Below are 22,662 nucleotides of genomic sequence, written 5' to 3' on the forward strand. Positions count from 1 at the left end.
CCCCAGGGTGACCGAGCGGGCTGTCGCGATAAGAGCGCCCGTGATGTACAGCGCTGCGGTTGGTACGCGTGTTTTCCATAGCGATGTCCCCTATTGATTGGCTAATGGCAATCCGCACACTAGCAATCGCCCAGTTCCGAGCGTCAAGCCCGGATGCTCAAACTGACGCTCCACCCCACGGCGCAAGGGAAACGCCGCGGAATTCCCGGGGGGCCTAATGCGCCCAGAGCTCGTTCACGAATGGGACGTCGGGGGAGCCCTGGCTACCGGAACGCGCCGATCCCGGTGAGCTTCTGGCCGAGGATGAGGGTGTGGACCTCGTCGGTTCCCTCGTAGGTTCGTACGGATTCGAGGTTGTTCGCGTGCCGGAGGGGTGAGTAGTCGAGGGTGATGCCGTTGCCGCCAAGGATCGTGCGGGCCTCGCGGCAGATCTCGATCGCCTCGCGGCAGTTGTTGAGCTTGCCGACACTGATCTGGTGCGGCTCGAGCGTCCCTGCGTCCTTGAGCCGCCCGAGGTGCAGGGCGAGGAGGAAGCCCTTGTCGATCTCGAGGGCCATGTCCACGAGCTTCTGCTGGGTCAGCTGGTACCCGGCGAGGGGCCTGCCGAACTGGAGCCGTTCATTCGAGTAGGCCAGGGCGTCCTCGAATGCGTCCCGGGCCGCCCCCATCGCGCCCCACACGATCCCGTACCTGGCCTCGTTCAGGCACGAGAACGGGCCCCGCAGCCCGACGACCTCGGGCAGGACGGCGTCCGCAGGGAGGCGGACGTCGTCGAGCCCGACGTCGCACTGGATCGAGGCGCGCATCGAGAGCTTGGGCTCGATCGGGGTCGCCGTGTAGCCGGGAGTGGAGGTGGGGACGAGGAAGCCACGCACGCCGTCGTCCGTCTGTGCCCAGACGACGGCGACGTCCGCCACCGAGGCGAGCCCGATCCAGCGCTTTGTCCCATTCAGCACCCAGTCGGAGCCGTCGCGACGGGCGAAGGTGCGCATGGAGCCGGGGTCCGAGCCGGCGGTGGGCTCGGTCAGGCCGAAGCAGCCGATCGCCTCGCCAGCGGCCATCGGCGGGAGCCACTCCTGCTTCTGTGCCTCCGAGCCGTGCTTGGAGATCGCGGTCATCGCCAGCGAGCCCTGGACGGAGACGAACGTGCGCAGCCCGGAATCCCCGGCCTCGAGCTCGGCGGCAGCGAGCCCGTACTCCACGGCAGAGCGTCCCGCGCACCCATACCCCGTGAGGTGCATGCCCAGCACCCCCAGGCGGCCGAGCTCGGGCACGAGCTCGAGCGGGAACCGCGCCTCCTCATACCACCGGGCGATGTTCGGCTTGATCTCCACCCGGACGAACGCGCGTACGCGTTCACGGAGGTCCAGTTCATCGTCACTGAGGAGGGAGTCGAACGAGATGAGATCGGGGGCGTCCATGGGGCAAGAGTAGCGGCGCGTGCTCGGGCGTAGGGTGGAGGGCGTGACAGAGACCACTCACACGGCTCCGCTCCCTGCCCACCTCCGCCTCGTGGCGTCCCCGCAAGCCCAGCCGGCCGCCGTCGTCCAAGGCCCCAACTACCGGTTCACGGTCCTGACGTCCCAGCTCCTGCGCCTCGAATACAGCCCCGACGGGGAGTTCGAGGACCGGCCGTCGCAAGTGGTCCTCCACCGGGACCCCGAGGTCCCTGAGTTCCGCGTCTTCGACAAGCCGGAGGCGCTCGAGATCATCACGGAACACGTGCATCTCGTCTACGACAAGCGCCCCTTCACCCCGCATGGCCTCTCGATCAAGGTCCTCGGAAAGGTGAGCAACTACCACAGCGTGTGGCACTACGGTGAGGTCGGCGAGAAGAACCTGGGCGGCACCGCTCGCACGCTCGACGGCATTGACGGCCCTTGCGAGCTCGAGCCCGGCCTCATGTCCCGCTACGGATTCGCGGTCCTCGATGACAGCGAGACCCTCGTCTTCGATGAGGCCGGCTGGCTCGATACGCGTACCGAAGGACGAACGGACCTCTACTTCTTCGGCTACGGCCGCGACTACCGCAAGTGCCTCCGCGACTTCTATCGCATCTCGGGTCCGACCCCTCTCGTGCCCCGCTTCACGCTCGGCAATTGGTGGAGCCGCTACCACCGGTACACCGAGGATGAGTATCGCGGGGTCATCGAGCGGTTCGCAGCCGAGCGGATCCCGCTCTCGGTCGCCGTGCTGGACATGGACTGGCACCTCACCGACATCGATCCCGCGCACGGCAGCGGATGGACGGGCTACACCTGGAACCGGGAGCTCTTCCCCGACCCCGAGGGCTTCGCGCGCTGGCTCCACGATTCGGGGCTCGCCCTCACGCTCAACGTCCACCCGGCCGACGGCATCGCGGCGCACGAGGAGGTCTACGCCCGCACGGCCGAGGCCCTCGGCCTCGACGCCGAGGCCGGGGACGCGATCGCCTTCGACCCCACCGACCCCGAGTTCCTCCGCGCCTACCTCGAGGAGGTCCACCACCCCCTAGAGGACGCGGGCGTCGACTTCTGGTGGCTCGACTGGCAGTCCGGCCCCTACTCCCGGATCGAGGGCCTCGACCCGCTGTGGGTTCTCAACCACATTCACTTCCTCGATTCGGCGCGGAACGGCAGGCTCCCGCTCACGTTCTCGCGCTACGCCGGTCCGGGCAGCCACCGTTACCCGATCGGCTTCTCAGGCGACACCATCGTCACGTGGGAATCGCTCGCGTTCCAGCCGTACTTCACAGCGACGGCGTCGAACATCGGCTACGGCTGGTGGAGCCACGACATCGGCGGCCACATGTGGGGCTACAAGGATGACGACCTCGCCACGCGCTGGGTCCAGCTCGGCGTCTTCTCGCCGATCAATCGCCTGCACAGCTCGTCCATGCCGTTTACTGGCAAGGAGCCATGGCGCTTCCGTGCTGACGCAGAGGCGGCCATGGGCGAGTTCCTCCGCCTGCGCCACCGCCTCGTCCCCTACCTGCACACCATGAACCACCGCGCGGCCGCGGAAGGCCGTCCGATGGTCGAGCCGATGTATTACGAGTATCCGGAGGTCGACGAGGCCTACGAGGTGCCGAACCAGTATCTGTTCGGCAGTGAGCTCATGGTCGCGCCCATCGTCTCTCCGCGCACGCGGTCGCTCAACCGCGCGAGCGCCGAGGCCTGGCTTCCCCCTGGCCAGTGGTTCGACTTCTTCACCGGAACCCGGTACCAAGGTGGCCGGCGGGCGCGACTGTTCCGCACCCTCGACTCCATCCCGGTGCTTGCGAAGGCAGGCGCGATCCTGCCCTTGGTCCACGGAGAAGTGTTGGGGAACGGCGTCGCCGCTCCCGAGCGCCTTGAGCTGCGAGTCTTCGGGGGTGCCTCGGGCGCGTTCACGCTTATCGAAGACGACGGCGGCGCCTCGGCGGGGGAGCGCGGGCACCAGGTCCGCACCCCGATTGAGTTCGACTGGGGCACCGGTGAGCTAAAGGTCAAGCCGTGCGAGGGGGCGGCCGACGGCGTCCCCGCGGTCCGCTCCTACGACGTCGCCTTTGTGGGGGTCGAGGATCCGTCCGGGGTGCGTGTGCTCTCGGGTGGGCGAGAGGTATCGGCTTCCGTCTCCTACGACGGGGCGGCGAGGACGCTTCAAATAAAGGTGGACGACGTCGCCGCGGCCGAGGGCTTCACCCTCGCCACCGACGGTGGGCTGGCCTTGGCACCCAACTCGACGGTCGACGCCGTCGAACGCCTGCTCGAGGACGTGCACGCGAAGTTCACGCTGAAGGGGGACATTTTCGCGAGGGTGGCTTCGGGCGAGCCGCCGGCGGCTGTCGTCGCCGCGCTCGCGGGCATGGACCTCGACGCGGACCTCTTCGGTGCGCTCGTGGAGCTCATCCTCGCGGACGCAGGGTAGGACGCGTGGAGGCACCGGCCCCCGCTCGACGGTTTGCGATCGCGCGCGCGATCACCGAGGTGCTCCAACCGCCGATCGTCACTGCCGTCCTCATGCTCCTGAGCCCGGCCGGAAGTCCTGGGTTTCCCGGGACGCTCTGGTATGGGTTCGTCGCGGCGGCATTCACGTGCCTGCTGCCGTTCGGCATCCTGCTCCTGCTCGTTCGGGTGGGCAAGGTGACAGACCATCACGTGAGCGACCGGCGGCAGCGAGGCCCTGTGCTCGCCGCCGCGATCCTGTGCGTCCTGCTGGGCCTCGCCGTGCTCCTTCTGCTGCGGGCACCGGCGAGCGTCATCGCCATGGTGCTCGCGCTCATCGGCGGCCTCGCACTCCTGGCCCTGGTAAGCCTCGTCTGGAAGGTCAGCGGTCACGCCGCGGCGATCACTTCCGCCGCCGTTTCGGTCATGTTCCTATTCGGGGCGGCTTGGTGGCCCGTGCTGCTGCTCGTGCCCGCGGTCATCTGGTCCCGGCTCGTGCTCCGCGCACACACCCCCGCGCAATTGGCTGCGGGGGCTGTGTTCGGGGGCGCGGTGATCGTCGGGCTCTGGCGGGGGCTTCTCGGCTGGATGGGCTGACTCCCCTGCAAGGGCTGGGCGTCGGTCACCAGAGACGGTGACTGGCGTTCCCTGAGGCGCTCCACGCTGAATCCCGCAAGCCCTCGACGCTCTGCGACATCTCGCCGCCGCGGTGCCACGCAGTCCGCAGTTCGCCGAAAATGCGCGAGAGTGCGCTAACGCGATGTATCGCGGCCGGAGCGGACAGTAGTGGCTGCGCTCCTATGTGCTTCCGAACCCGCTTCCGAACCGGGGTGGTTGCTGAGTGCTGCCGGGTGATGGTTGACATGGCGGTCTCCTCTCCTTGGCTTTGCTTCTCTTGGTGCTTGCCGTCGAATCCAGTCTCCTCGGCAAGCAGGACAGCTCCGGTCCGCTAGGTATCGAGATATAACGCGTTGTGGATTTCACGATATATCTCGATTAGGAGAAAGGCAAGGGCCGCATAAATCCGGACAGGTTCTGTCCTCTTCCCGAGGCATGATGGACCCATGGGAGACACGACTCAACGCGTGCTGAGCCTGCTCAATCTGCTCCAGCAGCGGCCCGTCTGGACCGGGACCGAGCTCGCCGAACGTCTGGGGGTCACGACGCGCAGCGTCCGCCGCGACGTCGAACGCCTCCGCGCCCTGGGCTACCCTGTCCGAGCCGAGCACGGGACGGGCGGCGGGTATCAGCTCGGGGCGGGCAAGGCTCTCCCGCCGCTTCTGCTCGACGACGAGGAGGCCGTCGCCGTCGCCGTAAGCCTGCGCCTCGCGGCAGGCGGGACGGTCGCTGGCCTCGGGGAGGCCGCTGTGCGGTCGCTCGCGAAGCTCGACCAAGTGCTTCCGGCGCGCCTTCGGGCGGAGGTCAAGGGCGTCATCGATGCAACCGTGAGCCTCGACAGCCCGGTGACCGTCGTCGACGCCGATGTCCTCGTCGCCCTCGCCCGAGCAATCCGCACACCCGAGCGCGCGACATTCGACTACACGAAGGCCAGCGGCGACCACGGCGAGCGGCGCGTCGAACCCTACCGGCTCGTGGCGGCGGCGCGCCGCTGGTACCTCATGGCCTGGGATCTCGACCGCGACGACTGGCGGACTTTTCGACTTGACCGCATGACGGCCGCCCGGGGGACGGGGTGGCGATTCAAGCCGCGGGACGCGCCAGACGCCGTCGAGTTCATTCGCGCCTCGATCACGCAGGCCCCCTACCGCTTCGTGGCCAAGGTTCGGATCGAGGCGTCCGCCCACGAGGTCGCGCAGTTCGTGCCCTCGACGATGGCCGTCCTCGAACCCGACGGGGACGGCGGGGCCATCCTCACCACGGGGGCCGACGACCTCGATTATGTCGCGTACCACGTGGTGCGGCTCGGCTGGCCGGTCACCGTCATCGAGCCGCCCGAGCTCCGAGACGCCATGAGGCGTCTGGGCGAGCGGCTGACGGCGGCGAGCAGCTGACGGCCGGGCGCCTCTCGTGAAGGTTCTCCGGGTCTTCGGCAGAATTCTGCCGCTTCTGTCCCTTGAACATCCCCTCCCCGACGGGTGCAATTGACCTCGACGGCCCGAGAACGCCGTTGCCCTTCGAAGGAGCCGCTATGTTCACTAGCCCGTTGCCGGACGTCGAGATCCCCGGGTCCACGCTCTACGACTACCTGTTCGGCAGCCTGAGCGGTGAGGACCTGGACCGCGTCGCGATCATCGACGGGACGAGCGGAGCCGAGCTGAGCTATCGAGACCTCATGCAGCGCATCGATGCGCTCGCCGGATGGCTCGCGAGCCAAGGCGTTGGCCCAGGAACCGCAGCGGCGCTGTTCAGCCCCAACATCCCGGCGTTCGCCGTCGTCTTCCACGGGATTCTCCGCTGCGGCGCAGCCGTCACGACCGTGAACGCGCTGTACACGGCCGAGGAAACAGCCAGGCAGCTTGCCGACGCCGGCGCCGAATGGCTTTTCACTATCTCGCCTTTCTTCGAACGGGCCCGGGCGGCAGCCCAGGAGGCGGGCATTCCGGCAGAACGTCTCGTAGTGCTCGACGGCGGGGAAGCGGCGACAGCGGGCGGCAACCCCTCGCTCGCGGACGCGCTCGAGGCTGGGTTCGCCGCGCCCGACGTCCGCATCGACCCCCATGCGGTGGCCGTCATCCCCTACTCCTCGGGCACAAGCGGCTCGCCGAAGGGCGTCATGCTGAGCCAGTACAACCTCGTGGCCAACGTCGCCCAGGCACATGCCCTCGTGGGGGTCACCCGGGACGACGTCCTGCTCGCGGTGCTGCCCTTCTTCCACATCTACGGCATGACGGTCCTGCTCAATCTCGCCCTCCGCGAGGGCGCCCGGCTCGTAACTATGCCGAAGTTCGACCTTGCCGAGTTCCTCCGCATGGTTCAGGACTTCCGCTGCACTTACCTGTTCATCGCACCACCCATCGCCGTCGCCCTCGCGAAGCATCCCATGGTCGATCAGTACGACCTATCGTCCGTCCGCGCCGCGCTCTCAGGGGCGGCACCCCTCGACGGGGAGTTGGGACACGCCGTCGCCCGTCGCCTCGGCTGCATCATGCTCCAGGGCTACGGAATGACCGAACTGAGCCCAATGTCGCATGCCATACCCCTCGCGAGCGCGGATCGCTATCCGCTCGATTCCGTCGGCATCACGGCACCGAACACGGAATGCAAACTCTTAGACCCCGCCACGGACCAGGAAATCCCGGTGCCCGCCGAGGGTGAGAGCGAACGTGGCCAGCTCTTGGTGCGCGGGCCGCAGGTCATGCTCGGCTACCTGAACCGGCCCGACGCCACAGCAGCCACGATCGATCCCGACGGCTTCCTTCGAACCGGCGATATTGCGACCGTAACCGCGGAGGGAGCGGTCACGATCGTCGACCGTCTCAAGGAGCTCATCAAGCACAAGGGCTACCAAATCGCTCCCGCGGAGCTCGAGGCGCTGCTCCTCACCCACCCGCAGGTCGCCGACGCGGCGGTCATCGGAGTGGCGGCGGACGACGGCGAAGAGGTACCGAAGGCGTTCATCGTGCGGCAGGCGGGGGCCGAGTTGGGCACAGAGGACATCATGGGCTTCGTCGCCGAACACGCCGCCCCGTTCAAGCGTGTGCGGTTCGTCGAGTTCGTTGACGCCATCCCCAAGTCCTCGTCCGGCAAGATCCTGAGGCGCGAGCTGCGGGCGAGGGGATAACCCTCACTGCTTCGGCGCGGCCTCGTCGAAGCCCGTTCCAGCGCTGACGGCCTCCCATTCTTCGATCTCGGCTGCCTGCGCCTCGGCAACGGCGCGGTAGCCCGCAAGGGCGTCCTTCCCGAGCAGCAGGAATCGCGGAGTGTTCTCCGCCTCCACCGCGGCGATGATCGCCTCGGCGGCCTTCGCCGGGTCGCCAGGCTGGTTGCCGTGCGCGGTGTCATGCTCCTTGCGACGCTTGCCGGCGGTCTCGGCGTAATCGTCGATTGGCTCGGCCGACTGGGTCAGCGAGCGGCCCGCGAAGTCCGTCCGGAACCCTCCGGGCTCGACAATCGTGACGGTGATGCCGAGCGGCTCAAGCTCCTTCTGAGCTGATCCGGAGAGACCCTCGAGGGCGGCCTTGCTCGCAGAGTAGTAGCCCGAGCCGGGCGCGCAGCCGCGGGCGCCGATTGAAGAGATGTTGACGATCGCACCACTTCGGCGCGCACGCATGCCCGGAAGCACGGCCTTCATCATGGCGACCGGACCGAAGACGTTGGTCGCAAACAAGCGCTGCACGTCGTCGTCGTCGCCCTCCTCGAGCGCCGCTCGGTAGCCGTACCCCGCGTTGTTCACGAGGACGTCCACCGCGCCGAAGCGCTCCTCCGCGGCGCGCACCGCCTCGGTGACCTGCGAGGGGTCGGTGACGTCGAGGGCCAGAGCGAGCGCCGTTTCGGGGTAGGCGCCGGTGAAGTCCTTGACCGCGTTGACGTCACGGGCTGTTACGACGGCGCGGTGCCCCTTCGCGAGGACGGCGTCCGCGAGGAATCGGCCGAGTCCCGTCGAGCAGCCGGTGATGAGCCAAGTGGTTGAGTTGTGCGAGGGCATGCGCTTCCTTCTGTTGATTGGCTTGCTGCTGGTCGGGCCTTTGTTGGCAGGCCTGGTCGATTTGAGCCTGTCGAGGCTTTCTTCCCCACGCTATGGCCACAGCGCCGTTTGAGGGAGGCCCTGCCAGTACGTGGATGCACGAGCTGAAAATCCGGCGGACGACTGCGGGGCGCGTGACGAGGGCGCAATCCACCGATCACGCCCTTCCTGCAGCAGCTCCAAGCTCGGTTGGAGCCTCAGAACGGCGGTGGATCCGGCTGCGGCCCGTTCGGTTCTCCTTGGGGTGGTAACGGTTCAGGAGGATCAGGTACAGCTAAGTGCTCGCGCCGCACCCCAGCTTGTTCGGCGGCGTCCATGAGGTGAGCAGACGCTTCCGTCACGTAGGTGCGGCCGAGGGGTGATGTCCATTCGAGCAGCCTGGGCTGCAGCGTTCCCCTCGGTTCCTTGGCTTTGGTGTGGTGGTAGGTCCAGGCGCCGATGGATTTGATGGCGTGGTGTCTTGGGCACAGGAGGGCGAGGTTCTCGGGATCTGTTCGTCCGCCGTCCTGCCATTCGATGGTGTGGTCAGGCTCGCAGGCCCCGGGCCGGCGGGTGCAGCCGGGGAAGGTGCAGCCGCCGTCGCGGTGGGCGAGGTAGCGGCGCAGGGCCTTGGGCGGGCGGTAGGCCGTGCGCCCGACCCCCAGGGCGGCCCCGGTGTCCCAGTCGGTGTAGAGCCGGTCCCAGTTCGGGGCGAGGGAGGCAAGGCGTCGGGCCGTCGCGGGGTCGATCGGCCCGTAGCCCTCGAGCTCGGCGAACCCCGACCCTGCAGGGGGATCGTCAGGAGAATGGCCCTCCGCCGCACGGTTCTCGCCCGCGGGGTTCCGAGTGGTGGGGCTCTGGACGGGCATGACTGCGCGGACGGGGACGGTGAGGGTGATGTGGGGGCGGAAGGGTCCGGGGAAGGCCTCGTCCGGGACGCCCAAAAGCCGGTGCAGGAGCGCGTCGGCGCGCAGCTGGGACAGGGTCCGCTCCTCCGCGGGCAGACCGGCCGCTCCGTACAGCTCAGCTTCCGCCCCCGCGGCGGCTGCGTTGCGGGCTGCGCGGGCGTCAGCGTCGAGGCCGTTGTAGAGGGCGAGGCCGGCCTCGGCGGGCAGGACGGCGGAGAGGGTGCACATTCCGTCGGGCTCGGGGGCGAACCAGACCCCGCGTTCTCGGGAGGCGGCCTTCTTCCGGGCCTGGACGCTCTCCGGGTGCGAGCGCTCCCTGAACGCGCGCAGATTCGAGCGCAGCTCCGCCGGTGTCCGCCGCCGCCCGGTGCGGGTCACGGCCCGGTCGAGGGCCTCGCGGGCGAATCCGGCAGCCTGTTCCGGTGGGAGGGTGCGGGCCTGATCGAGGATCACCCTGGCGTGCTGGAAGGAGATCTGCCCGTCCTGGAGCGCCTCCAGGACTTGCGCGCCGTGGCCGGTGAGGTCGGCGGCGTCGTGCAGGAGCCGGGCTGCGGCGGCCTCGGAGACCGCGGCGGAGGCGGCGGCCTCGGCCACGGCCAGGACATGGGCCTCGTCCCCGCCCAGGCGCACGGGCTGGCAGTCCCTGCGCGGGACGGGCTCCTGCGCGAGCGCGTGCTCGAGGCGAGCCAGGGCCCGGAGCCTGATCGCGGTGGCCCAGCCGACCACTCGCTCGGCGCACTCAGCGACGGCCAGGGCGGCCTCGGCGGAGAGCGCCTCGGTCGCGGGCAGGGCCAGGGAGCCGAACAGGGGCGAGTCGGGCCGGTCGCCGAAGACCACCACGGGATCCCACACCTCGGCGCAGGCCCCGGCCGCGGCGGCGTCGGGCTCGGCGGTGTCGGTCCAGCCTCCGGTCTCCCGCCAGCCATCGTCCGGCGGGTAGTCCAAGGGGGACGAATCCCCGCTGTCCTCGACCGGCGCGCTCTGGCCCGTGGCGTGCGGCTCGGCGCCCATCCCATCACCCCGTCCCTTGAAGGAATCGTCCTCTGAAGCTCTGATCCGAGCCTACGGAGGGGGTCCGACAAAATAAGAAGGCGGATAGCTAAGGAAGCGCTGGCCTAAGGAGGCGCACAACGGTCGTTTCGGTGAGGGCAGAATCAGGCGCCGGATCTCCATAGATTTCCCAGGAGTGCCCGGTGGGCTCCCGTCGATTCGCCGCGATCCAAGCGTCGATCGCGTCGTACGCCTCATTCAGCCGCTCGTAGGGCCCACGGTGGACTGCAACAGCTGCCTCGCCCTCAGGCGTTTCGCTCGGGTACACCTCGCCTGCCCCTTCGAACGACCGCGTTACTTCGACGCCGAACTCGCACAGAACCGTTCCGCCCGGTTCATTTGAGCGGTAGACGAAGATGTTGTGTCCGTCCGCCCACAGGCCCGGCTCGCTGCGAATGAAGTCCCAGACCTTGTCCAAAGCGGGGCCCCATGCCGCGCCGATCTCATCGGGCGCAATCTCTCGCCGGACGGCGGCAAGCTTGCGGCAATGAACAGTCTGTAGGCTGACCGAGACCGTCATGGCGCGATTGTAGGTCGCACCGTCCGAGCCATACCGCTCGAGCGACGAGGTTCGGAGGGCCGCAGGCGCGTAGAGGAGCGCCTAGAGCAGTGGCGCCACCGCGACAACCTGCGGCCGCCCCGGGCCGGGGCCAGGTTCCATGTCGACGAGCGCGAGCTGGGTGAGGCGCAGCCGTGCGCCCTCCTCGGCGGCGCCGCGCGTCGTCGTCGTGATGTGGGGGCGGAAGCCCTCCCCGGCGTAGTGCGGCGAATCGAAAGAGGCACCGAGCGGGGCGAGCGCATCGAGGAGGGCGTCGTGCAGGACGCGGACCGCGGGTGAGTCGACGACGGATGCCGGAGTGTCATGCCGAGGTCCGAACAGCTCGCTCTCGCCGACGACGACGTGGATCGCCCCGTGTGCCGAAGCGACCTCGGCCATCCGGGCGGCGAGCATCGCCGCCGTCGCGTCCGTCGAGAAGACGGGGGCCACCGTTATATGCAACGGCCAGTTGCGCACCGCGTACCGCTCGCCGACCTGCATCGGGGCCAGGGGAAGGACGACGGCGAAGCGGTGCACCTCCCGATCCTACGGTTCGAACGTCGGAGGTGGTCGGTAGGCTGAGCAATATGACCACGACACCCCGCATCGCGATCCACGGCGAGCAACTGCCTTTCCTGACCGACGCCATCGCGGGGGGAGGGGGCGCCGTCGTCGGGCTCCACGAGCAGCCGGAGGGGCTGGTCCTCGATCACGGCAATGACAAGCGTGCCCTCCAAGGCATCCTCGACTCGACCCCGTCGATCCGTTGGGTTCAGCTGCCCTCGGCGGGCATCGAATCGTACGCGCATTCGCTCGCCACGCATCCGGACAAGATCTGGACGAGCGCGAAGGGTGCCTACGCGAAGCCTGTCGCCGAGCACGCTCTCGCCCTCACGCTCGCGCTGTTCCGGCACCTGCCCGAGCGCATCAGCGCGAGGAGCTGGGGCAAGGCAGCCGGCACGTCGTTGCACGGCCTCACCGCCGTAGTCATCGGTGCGGGCGGGATCGGGCTTGAGCTCCTGCGGCTCTTCACCGCGTTCGACATGGAGGTCGACATCGTGCGGCGCACCGAGGCGCCCGTGCCCGGCGCGCGGCGGACGACGACGGCGGACCACCTCGCCGAGCTGCTCCCGGAGGCGGACGTCGTGGTCGTGGCCGCAGCACTCACGCCGGGGACGTCGAAGCTCATCGGAGCGGCGGAGCTCGCCGCGATGAAGCCGGGCTCCGTGCTCGTCAACATCGCGCGCGGCGGCCTCATCGACACGGATGCCCTCGTCGCCGAGCTTGCTGAGGGGCGACTCCTCGGCGCGGGGCTTGACGTGACGGATCCCGAACCGTTGCCTGACGGCCACCCGCTATGGGACGAGCCTCGCGCGATCATCACCCCGCACACGGCCGACACCATCGAGATGATCCGTCCTCTCCTTGGCGAGCGGGTAGAGATCAACGTGCGGCATCTCGCGATGGGGCTTCCGCTCGAGGGAATCGTGGACTCGGCGGCGGGTTACTGATGACGGAGTACACCATCCGCTCGGGCGGCTACACCGCCATCGTCAGCGCTCGCGCCGCCGCCCTGCGAAAGCTGACATTCAAGGGGCGAGACCTCGTGGTTCCTTTCCCCGAGGCTGGTCCCATCCCGGACTATCGCGGGATCGTCGCGGCACCGTGGCCCAACCGCATCGCGGACGGCCGTTACACGTTCGACGGCGTGGCCTACCGCACGGAGGCAAACGAGACGGAGCGGGCCTGCGCACTGCACGGACTTGCGTTCCCTCTCGACTGGGATCTCGTCGCGGAGGACGCTCACTCCGTGGCGCTCGCCGCTGAAATCCCGGGCGGGGACGGTTACCCCTCGTCCCTTCGGATCGAGGCGACGTATTCATTGGATGGCGAAAACGGGCTCACCTGGGCGGTGAGGGCGGTGAATACCGGCGACGCCGCGGCCCCCTACGGCGTTTGCCCTCACCCCTATCTCGTTGCAGGGGAGTCGCCTCTCGACACCTGGGAGCTCGAGGTCCCCGCCGAGCGGTTCCTCGAAGTCACCCCGGACCGCCTCCTGCCGGTTGGAGAGCGGGGCGTGGAGGGGCATGAGTTCGACTTCCGGAAGCCGCGACCGATCGGCGCCACCGAGATCGATCATGCATTCACTGCGATCGATTTCGGGCCGGACGGGACCGCACGGGTGGCAGTGCGGGACCCCGCGCGGGCCACCGGTGTTGGGATGGCATGGGACCGCAGCTGTGCTTGGCTCCAGATCCATACCGCAGACAAGAAGCCGCCCGCGCCGAATCGCCTCGGCCTCGCGGTCGAGCCGATGACGTGCCCGCCGGACGCGTTCAACTCGGGCACCGACGTCATCCGCCTCGAACCCGGCGCCGAGCACACGGAAAGGTGGAGGATCTACGCCCTTTGAGGAGGCCGGCGCAGCGGCGCGGGGTGCGGTGCATACTGGAAAGCGATGCCGATGGGGGCTAGCTGGGAGGAACCGAAATGATTGCGGTCTCGGTCGAAGAACATGAGGGTTACTCCGAGATCGTGGTCAAGGGTCGTCTGACCATGACCGGCGTGGGGCATCTCAAGAGCGCAGTCGCGGATGCGATCGCCCAAGGGCACCGTCTCCTCGTCCTCAACATGCGCGAGACGGAGTTCATGGATTCCTCAGGGCTCGGCGCAATCGTCGGCTGCCTCAAGGCGGCTCGTGAGGCCGGCGGCGATCTGCGCCTCGGTCAGATCAGCGAAGGAGTCGGCGCCGTCCTGACGAGGACCAGCATGGACAGGGTCCTCGCCCCTAACGGTGCCAACTCCGCCGCGACCACCCCCGAGAAGTCGTAGCCCCCGGGCCTCCTGCTCCCCGGACTCGGGCTAGAGCAGGCCGCGCTCGGCGTGCCCGGCAGCGATCGGCGTCATCGTTGTGACTGTGGTGGGCTGCGAGATGAAGGGGCCGACAGCCTTCCCGAGCGCCTCGACGGCGGAGCCCTTCGAGTGGGCGTCGAGGGCCTCAGCGGAGCTCCACTTCTCGATCATCGTGACGGTGCCGTCCTGGGCATCGTGGATGGCGTAGAGAAGGCAGCCCTCCTCCTCATGGACGGCAGGCATGGTCTCCTGGAGTGCTTCGATGAGCTGATCCTTCTTGCCTTCGACCGGGTGGAAGATGGCGGTGACGACGACGGGCATGTTGCTCCTTATCGGGTACGTGTTGTAGCGGGTTTGGGGAAAGTGGACGAGTCAGTCGAATCGGACCGGGTCCCACGCGAGGATGCGCGGCGACGCGAGGCCCTCGGTGACAAACGGATCGCTCGTGACAAAACGCTCGGCGTCCTCGCGCGAGGTGAACAGGCCCATCGAGCCGTTGACCACTGGGTTCTCGAATGTCCCTAGCGCCTTCACACCTCCGCCGGCCGCGTGGAACGCCTCGTAATACGCCTTGTGCCGCGGGAAGACCTCGGGCAGACGTGAGACGTCGGCGCCCGGTCGGATGTCATACAGGACAACGAACTCCATGAATCGATCCTATAAGCGCGGGATACTGGGAGGCATGCCTCAGAACATCGTGGGCGATGCCGCGACCGTTGTCATTCTCCGCGACGCCTCAGGACCCGGTGGGGAAACGAGCGTGGAGGTCCTGCTGCTTGAGCGTCCAGGACGCGGCTCGTTCGCTGGCGCGTGGGCGTTTCCGGGAGGTCGGGTTGATCCCGAAGACACGCTCCCCGACGACCCCAAGCCGTTCTCGGAGGGCGGCGCTGGCGCAGCGGACGGCGCTGGCGCAGCGGACGACGGCGGCGGCGCGGACGACGGCGGCGGCTCGCCGCAGCTCGCGCCCCTCGCCGCCCGCCGGGCGGCAGTCCGCGAGACGTTTGAGGAGACGGGCCTCGAACTTCAGGAGGACGCCGTCGTCGACCTCTCTTGCTGGGTTCCGCCCCAGGAGGCGAAGAAGCGGCTGCGGACGTGGTTCTTCCTCGCGGCGGATCCAGGAGGCGACGTGGTGCTCAACGTCGGCGAGCACGTGGCGTACGTGTGGATCTCGCCGGCCGTCGCCCTCGCCCGGCACGCGGCCGGGGAGATGACCCTGTTCCCGCCCACGTGGGTGACGCTCCATGGTCTCCTCGGGGCCGAGGCGTCGGCCCTCGCGATCGCAGACGCCGCGTCACGCGCGCCCGAGCTCTTCGAAAGCCTGCAGCTCTATGCCGAGGACGGCCGGATCGAGGCCGTCCTCTGGGCTGGCGATGCACAATACGGCAACGAGGCTGCCCTTGGCCCCGCTCGCCATCGGCTGCAGATAGGCGCGCTTCCGTGGGCCTACGAGCGCCGCGTCTAACCGTCCAATGGTCACGTAGCGACGGTTGGCGTTGGCCCGTACCGTCGGGAGGTGACCATCAGACGGGCGGGGCCGTGTTGGCTTCCACCGCGGCCCGGATCACGGGAGCGAGGCGACGAACGCCCTCGTGGATCTGCTCGGGCGCAACCCCGCTGAAGGCGAGCCGAAGCTTGCTGCTCGGCTCGTCCGACGGCGTGAAAGCGGCTCCCGGGATGAAGACGACGCCTGCGTCGATCGCCTGATAGAGGAGGGGATACGTGTCGATCCCCTCCGGAAGGGTGACCCAGACGAAGAAGCCGCCCTCCGGCGTCGTCCACGTGGCCTCTGCCGGGAAGTGCTCGGCGAGGGCCTCGAGCATTGCGTCGCAGCGTTCCGCGTAGTCCCCACGGGATTCGGCGAGGTAGGAGCGCCAGTCGAAGACCCGGAAGAATTCGGTGACGATGAGCTGCGAGAGAGTCGAGGGGCAGAGGACGACCGCCTCCGCAGCGAGGTAGAAGCGGCGGTAGAGGTGCTTGGGAACGAGGGCCCAGCCGAGGCGTACGCCGGGGGAGAAGATCTTGGAGAACGATCCGCAGTAGATGACGTCGTCCGGGTTGCCGGCGCGCAGGGGGGTGAGGGGCTGGCCGTCGAAGCGGAGCATGCCGTAGGGGTTGTCCTCGAGGACGAGGATGTTGTGATCGCGGCAGATGTCCACGACGCGCTGGCGACGTTCGGCGGCAAGGGTGATGCCCGAGGGGTTGTTGAAGCTCGGGATCGTGTAGAGGAGCTTGATCCGTTTGCCCTCGGCCTCGAGGGCGGCGATCCGGCTCTCGAGATGCTCTGGGATCAGGCCGTTCTCGTCCATGAAGACCGGCTCGACCTGCACCTGATACGCCTCGAAGGTGTTGAGCGCTCCCACGTATGTGGGATCTTCGACGAGGACGACGTCCCCGGGGTTGCAGAAGACCTTCGCGGCGATGTCCTGAGCGGACTGCGAGCCGGTGGTGACCACGACGTCCTCAGGCGAGGCGCCGAGGATCCCCTCCTCGGCCATGATTTCGCAGATCAGCTCGCGGAGCTCTTCGGTGCCCTTGCCGCCCCCGTAGTGCAGCGCCGTCATCCCGTGCTCGCGGATGACGCGGGACGCCGTCTCGGCGACGAGGTCCAGGGGCAGTTTGGCAAGGCTCGGTGAGCCGCCCGCGAGGGAGACGAGGCCCGGGCGTATGGAGATATCGAAGACGTCGCGGACGGCCGACTGCTTGATGTTGTGCGCGCGCTCGGAGAAGAGCGCTTCATGGCGATGGCTCGCCTCGGCACGCTCGAGTGCGGTCTGCGTTTCGGCGGTCAGTTCCACGGTGGTGTCCTGTGATGTCACCCACATAGGGTAACGCGAGGTTTCCGAATATGCACCCTTTGTTGTTTTGGGGCTGTTCGTCGCATTAGGCCCTCCGAACGTCTGAAGTGCCCCAGATGCGGCGCAGGTCACACTCCCGTGCCTACCATGCTGGTATGTCTGCCTACACCGTCACGCGCGGCGCCTTCATCCCCGCCCCGCCCGATCAGGTCTTCCAGCACGTGGACAGCTTCCGCAGGTGGACCACGTGGTCCCCTTGGGAGGACCTCGACCCGCAGATGGAGCGCGTCTATACGGGGCCCGAGGAAGGGCGCGGGGCGCAGTACGCGTGGATGGGAAATCGCAAGGCCGGATCGGGCCGGATGGAGATTGTGGAGTCGGTGGAGCCCCGGAGCATCCGGATCCGGCTCGAGTTCCTCAAGCCGTTCCGGTCGCTCAGCCCCACGGGCTTCACCTTCGAGCCCCAATCAGGCGGGACGCGTGTGACCTGGTCCCTCGCGGGGGAAGTCAGGGGCGCGGCGAAGCTGTTCGCCCCGTTCATGAACATGGACAAGATGGTCGGGAAGGACTTCGAGAAAGGCCTCGCGCGCCTCTCGCAGGTCGCCGCGCCGCGCTAGCTGGCCACGGCCCCGCCCGGGCCGGTCGCGGCTCTGGTGCGCCTACTCGTCGTCTGCGCCCTCTGCCGGATCCTCCGAATGGGCGCGGATTTCCGTAGCGTCCAACTCGTCGTCGCCCTCTGCCGGAGCCTCGGTGTGGATGCGGTCTTCGTCGCCTTCGATGCGTGACATCTCGCGTTGCCTCGATTCTGTCTCTATCGCTGTTCCCCCACCTCATCCAGCGTAGGCGCGTCCAGCGGCCGGGGCCATGGTGCGGCGGGGGCTGTTGCCACAGGAATCCGGCCAGCCTTCACAGGAATCCAGGGCACGAAAAAACCGCCGCCAGCACCTTTGGGGTGCCGGCGGCGGTCCTTGCTTCAGGGCTCAGTCGTCCTTGCCCTTGAAGGAGTCCTTCACGTGTTCGCCAGCCTGCTTGAGGCCCGCCTTGGCCTGATCGCCGTGGCCCTCGGCCTCGAGGCTGTCGTTGCCGGTCACCTTGCCGGTCGCTTCCTTGGCCTTGCCCTTGAGCTCTTCGGCCTTGTTCTCGATCTTGTCATCGGCACCCATTACTGCTCCTTCCGTCGGGAGTTGTCGGTCTGACAGCTTCCGCCTTCGCGGATGTGCCTCTCTGTTCCCCAACCCTGGATTGGTCCAAACATGGCGCCAGGAATGCCCCCGAGTTGAACAGCCAACTCGCTCTGCCTACTCTGAGCAGAGTCGAGCAGCGGCACCCCTCTCTTCTAACGGAGTAATGCCGCTATGCCCTCAACCCGAGCCGGGGACGGCCCGGGGCCCGAATGTGCGCCCGATCTGACAGATGCCGACCGAGCCGAGCTCGTCCTCCGGTACCTCGGCCTAGCCGATTCCCTGGCCCGCCGGCATGCCGTCCGGGGCCACGACTTGGCCGATCTCATCCAGGTGGCGCGGCTTGGGCTCCTCAGCGCGGCTAGCCGCTATGACGCCGGGGAGGGTGAGTTCGTGAGCTTCGCGGTGCCGACGATCCTCGGCGAGATCCGGCATTACGTTCGGGACTATTCGTGGGTGGTCAGGCCGCCTCGCAGCATTCAAGAGCTTCGACTGCGGGTCAATGGGGCGCGGGTGGACCTTGAGCAGTCCCTGGGCCGCGAGCCCACGATGACTGAAATCGCCGAGCAGCTTGGGCTCACACTCGCCGAGGTCGCCGAGGCGGTGGTCGCGGACGCGGCGCTCGTGCCGCACCCTCTCATGGGCGGCGACGAGGACGACGGCGGATCCGAGATGGGCGTCCTGGACCCCGGCTTCCGCGAGGCCGAGCTTCGCGTCATGGTCGAGGGCATGCTTGAGGACGTCTCTGCCCGGGAACGGCAACTGCTCCACCTGCGATTCGTCCGCGAGATGAGCCAGAAGGAGATCGCAGGCGAGCTTGGCGTGAGCCAGATGCAGGTCTCGCGGCTGCTCCGGAAGGTCCTGCAGCGCCTCCGGGAACGTCTCGGCAAGGAACCCCGTCTTGACGGCCAGCCCTTTGAAGTACAGCCTGAGGAGCAGGACAGGTGGTGAGGAGGCCCCCGCATGACGATCGAGGAGTCGCCCTCAAGCGGCCCGCTGGGAAATGAGCTCAAGAACGTCCTCGTGGAGCATGACGATCTCCAAGAAGTCCTGGACGAGCTAGCGCCTTTGACGGCCCGCTGGCTCTCGAAGCACGCACCGGACCTCCAGTGCGGGATCGTCGTCGAACGCCCGAAGCACAAGACCGTCGTCTCGGGGAGCACCGACGAGGCCAGGCGCCTGCTGACCTATTGGGTTGAGTCGCGCAACGAGGCTCTCTACAGTGCCCTCGTGGACGGGCGGACCGTCGTCGAACGCGCCGAGAGCGGGCGGATCCCTTGGCCGGGCTTCGTGCGCCCGATGTCGCTCATCGTCATGAATGTCAACGCGGACGACGCCGGCCGCGGCGCCATGGCGCTTATGGGGCGCCTTCCGCGGGGGCCGAGCAGGCGCCTCATCGGCCTCGCGGGCGGTGCGCGCAATCAGCTCAATTGGTCGCTCCACCTCGCCGCGAGGTATCAGGAGCAGCGGGAGCTTGCGGAAAATCGGGCAAAGGCCATGGAGAGCCGAACGGTGATCGATATCGCCATCGGCATCATCATGGGGCAGAACCGCTGCACGGCGGACGAGGCGTTCGAGGTGCTGCGCCGCGCGTCGAACGCGAGGAACGAGAAGCTCCAGGACATCGCACGTGAACTCGCCCGAAAGGTCGGAGGCGGGGACGTGGCGACGAAGTTCGAGGCCTAGGGCGATGGGCCCCGGATGTACCGGGGCCCATCGCGCGGCTGGCCGCGACACGCGCGGCGGCCGTTAGACGCCCGTCTGCCGTTATCTGGTCAGGCCGAGACGAGGCCGTGCCAGTCCGCGGCGAGCGGAAGGCCGTGCGCCTCCGAGACGGAGCGGTTCGTCACGCAGCCGCCCGCGACGTTGAGGCCTGCAGCAAGTGCGGCGTTCTTCTCGAAGGCCTTCTCGACGCCGAGATCGGCCAACAGGACGGCGTACCGCAGGGTGACGTTCGTGAGAGCGTACGTCGACGTGTTGGGAACCGCGCCCGGCATGTTCGCGACGCAGTAGAAGATCGAGTGGTGGACCTTGAAGGTCGGGTCCTGATGCGTCGTCGGACGCGAGTCCTCGAAGCAGCCGCCCTGGTCGATCGCGATGTCGACCAGTACCGAACCCGGCTTCATGCGGGAGACGAGCTCGTTCGAGACGAGCTTGGGGGCCTTCGCGCCCGGGATGAGCACCGAGCCGATCACGAGGTCCGCCTCGACGAGCGACTTCTCGATCTCGTATTTGTTCGAGGCCACGGTCTTGATCCGCCCGGCGTAGAGCGCGTCGATCTCCTGGAGCCGTGCGATGTTGATGTCGAGGATCGTGACGTCCGCGCCCAAGCCCATTGCGACCACGGCCGCGTTCGTCCCGGCGACTCCGGCGCCGAGCACCACGACCTTCGCCGGGCGCACGCCGGGGACTCCCCCGAGGAGCACTCCCTTGCCGCCATTCGGGGCAAGGAGCGACTGGGCACCGACCTGAACCGAAAGGCGCCCGGCCACCTCGGACATGGGCGCGAGGAGCGGGAGGGCCCGGCCTTCTTGGACGGTCTCGTAGGCGATGGCCGTGACGCCGGAGTCGATGAGCGCGCGCGTGAGAGCGGGTTCCGCAGCGAGGTGGAGGTAGGTGAAGAGGATGAGGCCCTGGCGGAAGAAGCGGTACTCGGAGGCGATCGGCTCCTTGACCTTCATGACCATGTTTGCCCGCGCCCAGACGTCGGCTGCATCCGCGACGATCTCGGCCCCGGCTACGCGGTACTCGTCGTCGGCGATGCCGGAACCGAGCCCTGCACCGGCTTCGACGAGGACGGTGTGCCCGTGTGCTGCGAACTCGTGGACCCCGGCGGCCGTGATGGCCACCCGGAACTCGTTATTCTTGATCTCCTTCGGGACTCCGATGATCACTTTCGTCTCCATACTTCGGGGCCTTGCGGTGGCCGTGTGCGAGTTTCTTCCGCGGTGTTTCCAGCGTAGGTCCAGTGTGAGCTGGGCAACATGGAATGGAAGGCATGCGGGAAGGTGACTTCCGCGGAATTCCGGCGATCCCGCCGTCGTTCGTTCAACACTTGTCGCACAGCAGGGCGGCAATTGTCGCCGCATGTGTGGTGTTCCACGTATGCTGGAAGGCATGCGTGAAGGGGTCGAGGAACTCGTCGAAAAGGCCGCCAAGACACTTGGGCGGGGGCTCTCCGTGGAGGACCTCGACGGGCTGCTCGTTGCCTACTCCTCCAATCAAGCCCACGCGGACCCCGTGCGAGTGAACTTCCTCCTCAGCAAGCGCGTGCCTGCGGACGTGAGTGCGTGGCAGCTCTCACACGGGATCGCGACGGCAGTCCGGCCAGTCACGGTGCCCCCCAACCCGGGCCTCGGCATGTACGGGCGGGTGTGCGTGCCGCTTTTGGTCCGTGGATTCCGGGTTGGCTACCTCTGGGTCCAGCAGGAGCCGGAGGAGGAGGGCGCGGGGGCGATCCTCGCAGCTCTGCCGAGCGTCCGGCTTGAGATCGAGCTCATCGCGGCGCTCCTGCTTGACTCGAATACGGCGGCCTCCGCTCACCGCCGGCAGCGCGAGTCGCGATTCCTCGCCGCGGCGTCGGGCGAGAAGTCCGCGCAAGCCGAGATCGCGGGCTGGCGCGAGGTGCACGGGCACGCTCCCTGGCAGGTCGTCACGCTGCTCGACCCAGAGGGTGTGGATCCCGAGGACCCGCAGGCCGCCGTCGTCGCCACGAGTACTGCCGCGATGCTCGCCACCGCGGGCATCGACCCAGCCCTCTTCACCGCTGGGACCGAGACGCACGCCGTCGTCCTCTTTGCCCACTCGACCGGGCGCGCGAACCACGCCGCCGTCCTGACCCACTACGAACGCGAGCTGGCGAAGCGTTCGGGGAGGCCCGCCGGGCGCGTGCTTGTAGGGATCAGCGAGCCGTTCACGAGCCTGCGAGGGCTTCCGGACGCGTATGGGCAGGCCAAGGTCGCCGCCCAGGCCGCCGCCATCGATCCAGCGCTCGGCGAGCTGGTCGACGTCCGCTCCGTGGGGGTCTACCAGCTCATGGGCTCGGTGGCGTCGGAGCCGTCTAGCGTGTTCACCGACCTGCTCGCCGAGGAGGACCGCGACGGGGAGCTGCTGCCCGTTCTCGAGCAGCTCTATGACAGCGATGGTGCCGTCCAGATCGTGGCGGACCGGCTCCACATCCACCGTTCGACGGTCTACCACCGCGTGGCCCGGGTCCGGAAGCTCCTCGGGGCCGACCCCTTGGGCGGGCGCGTCCGGCAGGAGCTGCATCTCGCCCTCAAGGCACGTCGATGGGCTGGCCGGCCCAGGATCTAGCGGCCTTGCCTAGTCGGCTGCGCCCTTCTGTGCGGCGACCCACGCGAGGACGTCCTCGCGCCGGATGCGCCGGTGCGTCCCGCGGTACTCGACCGGCCATACCCCCTGATCCGTGAGCTTGCGGACGTAGCTGTGGCTGATTCCCGCGAGCTCGGCCGCCTGAGCGACGGTCAGGACCTCCTCGCCGCTGCTGACCGTTACGGATTCCCCGCGTCCGAGCCTGGCGAGGAGGTCTAGGACCGCGTCCCGTGCAGTGTCCGGGAGCCGATACGCGGTGCCGTCGGCGAAGACCGTGACGTCGCCGGCGTCGAGCGAGCGCGCGAGAGCTGCGGCGTCGGCGGGCTCGAGGGCTGGCGCGGTGCGCGGAGCGAAGCGGCTCATGGGCCTCAGCCTAACGGGCGGGCGGGGCTGGCGGGGCGGGCGGGGCGGGCGGGGCTGGGAACGCAGATACGCCGGTTGGCCGGTTAGGAGGGGGTGGCCACCCCCTCCTTTGC

24 protein-coding genes are annotated in these 22,662 nt (G+C 68.2%); 12 read left to right on the forward strand and 12 right to left on the reverse strand.

Annotated features, from left to right (window positions below; genetic code table 11):
• Positions 1 to 263 precede the first annotated feature (263 nt).
• Entirely contained in the window at positions 264 to 1,421 is a 1,158-nt protein-coding gene (locus LK10_RS16580) for an acyl-CoA dehydrogenase family protein (RefSeq protein ID WP_043125955.1), read from the reverse strand.
• Between the two features lie 43 nt (positions 1,422 to 1,464).
• On the opposite strand from LK10_RS16580, the gene LK10_RS16585 reads away from it, so the two are divergent.
• The 4 genes from LK10_RS16585 to LK10_RS16600 all read left to right on the forward strand — a co-directional run bounded on the left by LK10_RS16585 (position 1,465) and on the right by LK10_RS16600 (position 7,647).
• Positions 1,465 to 3,888, forward strand: coding sequence for a glycoside hydrolase family 31 protein (locus LK10_RS16585; RefSeq protein ID WP_052207483.1), 2,424 nt, complete (start codon positions 1,465 to 1,467; stop codon positions 3,886 to 3,888).
• Positions 3,889 to 3,893: 5 nt separating this feature from the next.
• Positions 3,894 to 4,502 (forward strand): phosphatase PAP2 family protein, encoded by a 609-nt coding sequence (locus LK10_RS16590; protein ID WP_043125957.1) that lies wholly within the window; start codon positions 3,894 to 3,896, stop codon positions 4,500 to 4,502.
• Positions 4,503 to 4,969: 467 nt separating this feature from the next.
• The gene (locus tag LK10_RS16595; RefSeq protein ID WP_043125960.1) at positions 4,970 to 5,917 is read left to right on the forward strand and encodes a helix-turn-helix transcriptional regulator; all 948 of its coding nucleotides are present in this window, start codon (positions 4,970 to 4,972) and stop codon (positions 5,915 to 5,917) included.
• Between the two features lie 137 nt (positions 5,918 to 6,054).
• Positions 6,055 to 7,647 (forward strand): AMP-binding protein, encoded by a 1,593-nt coding sequence (locus tag LK10_RS16600; protein ID WP_043125963.1) that lies wholly within the window; start codon positions 6,055 to 6,057, stop codon positions 7,645 to 7,647.
• 3 nt (positions 7,648 to 7,650) lie between these two features.
• Here LK10_RS16600 and LK10_RS16605 read toward each other — a convergent pair whose 3' ends face one another.
• The 4 genes from LK10_RS16605 to LK10_RS16620 all read right to left on the reverse strand — a co-directional run bounded on the left by LK10_RS16605 (position 7,651) and on the right by LK10_RS16620 (position 11,562).
• Positions 7,651 to 8,511: an oxidoreductase gene (locus LK10_RS16605; protein ID WP_043125967.1), complete on the reverse strand. Its 861-nt coding sequence runs from the start codon at positions 8,509 to 8,511 to the stop codon at positions 7,651 to 7,653.
• A 236-nt stretch (positions 8,512 to 8,747) separates the two neighbouring features.
• Positions 8,748 to 10,448, reverse strand: a complete 1,701-nt coding sequence (locus LK10_RS16610; protein WP_043125970.1) for an HNH endonuclease signature motif containing protein — start codon at positions 10,446 to 10,448, stop codon at positions 8,748 to 8,750.
• Between the two features lie 88 nt (positions 10,449 to 10,536).
• Complete coding sequence (locus tag LK10_RS21025) at positions 10,537 to 11,007, reverse strand: GyrI-like domain-containing protein (RefSeq protein WP_052207484.1); 471 nt, start codon at positions 11,005 to 11,007, stop codon at positions 10,537 to 10,539.
• A gap of 81 nt (positions 11,008 to 11,088) precedes the next feature.
• Positions 11,089 to 11,562, reverse strand: a complete 474-nt coding sequence (locus LK10_RS16620) for a 2'-5' RNA ligase family protein (RefSeq protein ID WP_043125972.1) — start codon at positions 11,560 to 11,562, stop codon at positions 11,089 to 11,091.
• A gap of 50 nt (positions 11,563 to 11,612) precedes the next feature.
• On the opposite strand from LK10_RS16620, the gene LK10_RS16625 reads away from it, so the two are divergent.
• The 3 genes from LK10_RS16625 (at position 11,613) to LK10_RS16635 (ending at position 13,857) form a co-directional block, all read left to right on the forward strand.
• Positions 11,613 to 12,536: a D-isomer specific 2-hydroxyacid dehydrogenase family protein gene (locus LK10_RS16625; protein WP_043125973.1), complete on the forward strand. Its 924-nt coding sequence runs from the start codon at positions 11,613 to 11,615 to the stop codon at positions 12,534 to 12,536.
• Positions 12,533 to 13,438 (forward strand): aldose 1-epimerase family protein, encoded by a 906-nt coding sequence (locus LK10_RS16630; RefSeq protein ID WP_043126130.1) that lies wholly within the window; start codon positions 12,533 to 12,535, stop codon positions 13,436 to 13,438. Before LK10_RS16625 ends, LK10_RS16630 begins: the two co-directional genes overlap by 4 nt.
• A 77-nt stretch (positions 13,439 to 13,515) precedes the next feature.
• A complete protein-coding gene (locus LK10_RS16635) occupies positions 13,516 to 13,857 on the forward strand; it encodes an STAS domain-containing protein (protein ID WP_043125976.1) in 342 nt (113 codons plus the stop codon).
• Between the two features lie 30 nt (positions 13,858 to 13,887).
• Here LK10_RS16635 and LK10_RS16640 read toward each other — a convergent pair whose 3' ends face one another.
• The gene (locus LK10_RS16640) at positions 13,888 to 14,199 is read right to left on the reverse strand and encodes a putative quinol monooxygenase (RefSeq protein ID WP_043125978.1); all 312 of its coding nucleotides are present in this window, start codon (positions 14,197 to 14,199) and stop codon (positions 13,888 to 13,890) included.
• 51 nt (positions 14,200 to 14,250) lie between these two features.
• Positions 14,251 to 14,526 (reverse strand): YciI family protein, encoded by a 276-nt coding sequence (locus LK10_RS16645; RefSeq protein ID WP_043125980.1) that lies wholly within the window; start codon positions 14,524 to 14,526, stop codon positions 14,251 to 14,253.
• A gap of 34 nt (positions 14,527 to 14,560) precedes the next feature.
• Between LK10_RS16645 and LK10_RS16650 the strand changes: the two genes are divergently transcribed.
• Positions 14,561 to 15,340 (forward strand): NUDIX hydrolase, encoded by a 780-nt coding sequence (locus LK10_RS16650; protein ID WP_052207485.1) that lies wholly within the window; start codon positions 14,561 to 14,563, stop codon positions 15,338 to 15,340.
• A gap of 58 nt (positions 15,341 to 15,398) precedes the next feature.
• Here the strand turns inward: LK10_RS16650 and LK10_RS16655 are convergent, their stop codons facing one another.
• Positions 15,399 to 16,700: an aminotransferase-like domain-containing protein gene (locus LK10_RS16655; RefSeq protein ID WP_043125982.1), complete on the reverse strand. Its 1,302-nt coding sequence runs from the start codon at positions 16,698 to 16,700 to the stop codon at positions 15,399 to 15,401.
• A 128-nt stretch (positions 16,701 to 16,828) separates the two neighbouring features.
• Between LK10_RS16655 and LK10_RS16660 the strand changes: the two genes are divergently transcribed.
• Positions 16,829 to 17,290 (forward strand): SRPBCC family protein, encoded by a 462-nt coding sequence (locus LK10_RS16660; protein ID WP_043126135.1) that lies wholly within the window; start codon positions 16,829 to 16,831, stop codon positions 17,288 to 17,290.
• 42 nt (positions 17,291 to 17,332) lie between these two features.
• Here the strand turns inward: LK10_RS16660 and LK10_RS22895 are convergent, their stop codons facing one another.
• A complete protein-coding gene (locus LK10_RS22895; protein ID WP_255731702.1) occupies positions 17,333 to 17,461 on the reverse strand; it encodes a hypothetical protein in 129 nt (42 codons plus the stop codon).
• 192 nt (positions 17,462 to 17,653) lie between these two features.
• Positions 17,654 to 17,836: a CsbD family protein gene (locus LK10_RS16665; protein WP_043125983.1), complete on the reverse strand. Its 183-nt coding sequence runs from the start codon at positions 17,834 to 17,836 to the stop codon at positions 17,654 to 17,656.
• 192 nt (positions 17,837 to 18,028) lie between these two features.
• Here LK10_RS16665 and LK10_RS16670 point away from each other — a divergent pair, with 192 nt between their 5' ends.
• Both LK10_RS16670 and LK10_RS21030 read left to right on the forward strand, forming a co-directional pair.
• Positions 18,029 to 18,805: a sigma-70 family RNA polymerase sigma factor gene (locus tag LK10_RS16670; RefSeq protein WP_052207486.1), complete on the forward strand. Its 777-nt coding sequence runs from the start codon at positions 18,029 to 18,031 to the stop codon at positions 18,803 to 18,805.
• 12 nt (positions 18,806 to 18,817) lie between these two features.
• Positions 18,818 to 19,540 carry an ANTAR domain-containing protein gene (locus tag LK10_RS21030; protein ID WP_052207487.1) on the forward strand — a complete coding sequence of 241 codons (723 nt, stop codon included), beginning with the start codon at positions 18,818 to 18,820 and terminating at the stop codon, positions 19,538 to 19,540.
• An 89-nt stretch (positions 19,541 to 19,629) separates the two neighbouring features.
• Here the strand turns inward: LK10_RS21030 and ald are convergent, their stop codons facing one another.
• Entirely contained in the window at positions 19,630 to 20,748 is a 1,119-nt protein-coding gene (gene ald / locus LK10_RS16680; protein ID WP_043126142.1) for an alanine dehydrogenase, read from the reverse strand.
• Between the two features lie 223 nt (positions 20,749 to 20,971).
• Here ald and LK10_RS16685 point away from each other — a divergent pair, with 223 nt between their 5' ends.
• Positions 20,972 to 22,168, forward strand: coding sequence for a PucR family transcriptional regulator (locus tag LK10_RS16685; RefSeq protein ID WP_043125985.1), 1,197 nt, complete (start codon positions 20,972 to 20,974; stop codon positions 22,166 to 22,168).
• 9 nt (positions 22,169 to 22,177) lie between these two features.
• Here the strand turns inward: LK10_RS16685 and LK10_RS16690 are convergent, their stop codons facing one another.
• Positions 22,178 to 22,549 (reverse strand): helix-turn-helix domain-containing protein, encoded by a 372-nt coding sequence (locus tag LK10_RS16690; protein ID WP_043125987.1) that lies wholly within the window; start codon positions 22,547 to 22,549, stop codon positions 22,178 to 22,180.
• Between the last annotated feature and the right edge of the window lie 113 nt (positions 22,550 to 22,662).

The sequence above is a fragment of the Sinomonas humi genome (genome assembly GCF_000802235.1).
Lineage (GTDB): Bacteria > Actinomycetota > Actinomycetes > Actinomycetales > Micrococcaceae > Sinomonas > Sinomonas humi.

Bases quoted from the DNA above. Each gene is read 5' to 3' on its own strand.
- LK10_RS16685 (WP_043125985.1), top strand. From the start codon at position 20,972: ATGCGTGAAGGGGTCGAGGAACTCGTCGAAAAGGCCGCCAAGACACTT.
- LK10_RS21025 (WP_052207484.1), bottom strand. From the start codon at position 11,007: ATGACGGTCTCGGTCAGCCTACAGACTGTTCATTGCCGCAAGCTTGCC.
- LK10_RS16660 (WP_043126135.1), top strand. From the start codon at position 16,829: ATGTCTGCCTACACCGTCACGCGCGGCGCCTTCATCCCCGCCCCGCCC.
- LK10_RS16670 (WP_052207486.1), top strand. From the start codon at position 18,029: ATGCCCTCAACCCGAGCCGGGGACGGCCCGGGGCCCGAATGTGCGCCC.
- LK10_RS16690 (WP_043125987.1), bottom strand. From the start codon at position 22,549: ATGAGCCGCTTCGCTCCGCGCACCGCGCCAGCCCTCGAGCCCGCCGAC.
- LK10_RS16650 (WP_052207485.1), top strand. From the start codon at position 14,561: ATGCCTCAGAACATCGTGGGCGATGCCGCGACCGTTGTCATTCTCCGC.
- LK10_RS16605 (WP_043125967.1), bottom strand. From the start codon at position 8,511: ATGCCCTCGCACAACTCAACCACTTGGCTCATCACCGGCTGCTCGACG.
- LK10_RS16635 (WP_043125976.1), top strand. From the start codon at position 13,516: ATGATTGCGGTCTCGGTCGAAGAACATGAGGGTTACTCCGAGATCGTG.
- LK10_RS16655 (WP_043125982.1), bottom strand. From the start codon at position 16,700: ATGTGGGTGACATCACAGGACACCACCGTGGAACTGACCGCCGAAACG.
- LK10_RS16600 (WP_043125963.1), top strand. From the start codon at position 6,055: ATGTTCACTAGCCCGTTGCCGGACGTCGAGATCCCCGGGTCCACGCTC.
- LK10_RS16640 (WP_043125978.1), bottom strand. From the start codon at position 14,199: ATGCCCGTCGTCGTCACCGCCATCTTCCACCCGGTCGAAGGCAAGAAG.
- LK10_RS16665 (WP_043125983.1), bottom strand. From the start codon at position 17,836: ATGGGTGCCGATGACAAGATCGAGAACAAGGCCGAAGAGCTCAAGGGC.
- LK10_RS22895 (WP_255731702.1), bottom strand. From the start codon at position 17,461: ATGTCACGCATCGAAGGCGACGAAGACCGCATCCACACCGAGGCTCCG.
- LK10_RS16625 (WP_043125973.1), top strand. From the start codon at position 11,613: ATGACCACGACACCCCGCATCGCGATCCACGGCGAGCAACTGCCTTTC.
- LK10_RS16645 (WP_043125980.1), bottom strand. From the start codon at position 14,526: ATGGAGTTCGTTGTCCTGTATGACATCCGACCGGGCGCCGACGTCTCA.
- LK10_RS16610 (WP_043125970.1), bottom strand. From the start codon at position 10,448: ATGGGCGCCGAGCCGCACGCCACGGGCCAGAGCGCGCCGGTCGAGGAC.
- LK10_RS21030 (WP_052207487.1), top strand. From the start codon at position 18,818: ATGACGATCGAGGAGTCGCCCTCAAGCGGCCCGCTGGGAAATGAGCTC.
- LK10_RS16580 (WP_043125955.1), bottom strand. From the start codon at position 1,421: ATGGACGCCCCCGATCTCATCTCGTTCGACTCCCTCCTCAGTGACGAT.
- LK10_RS16595 (WP_043125960.1), top strand. From the start codon at position 4,970: ATGGGAGACACGACTCAACGCGTGCTGAGCCTGCTCAATCTGCTCCAG.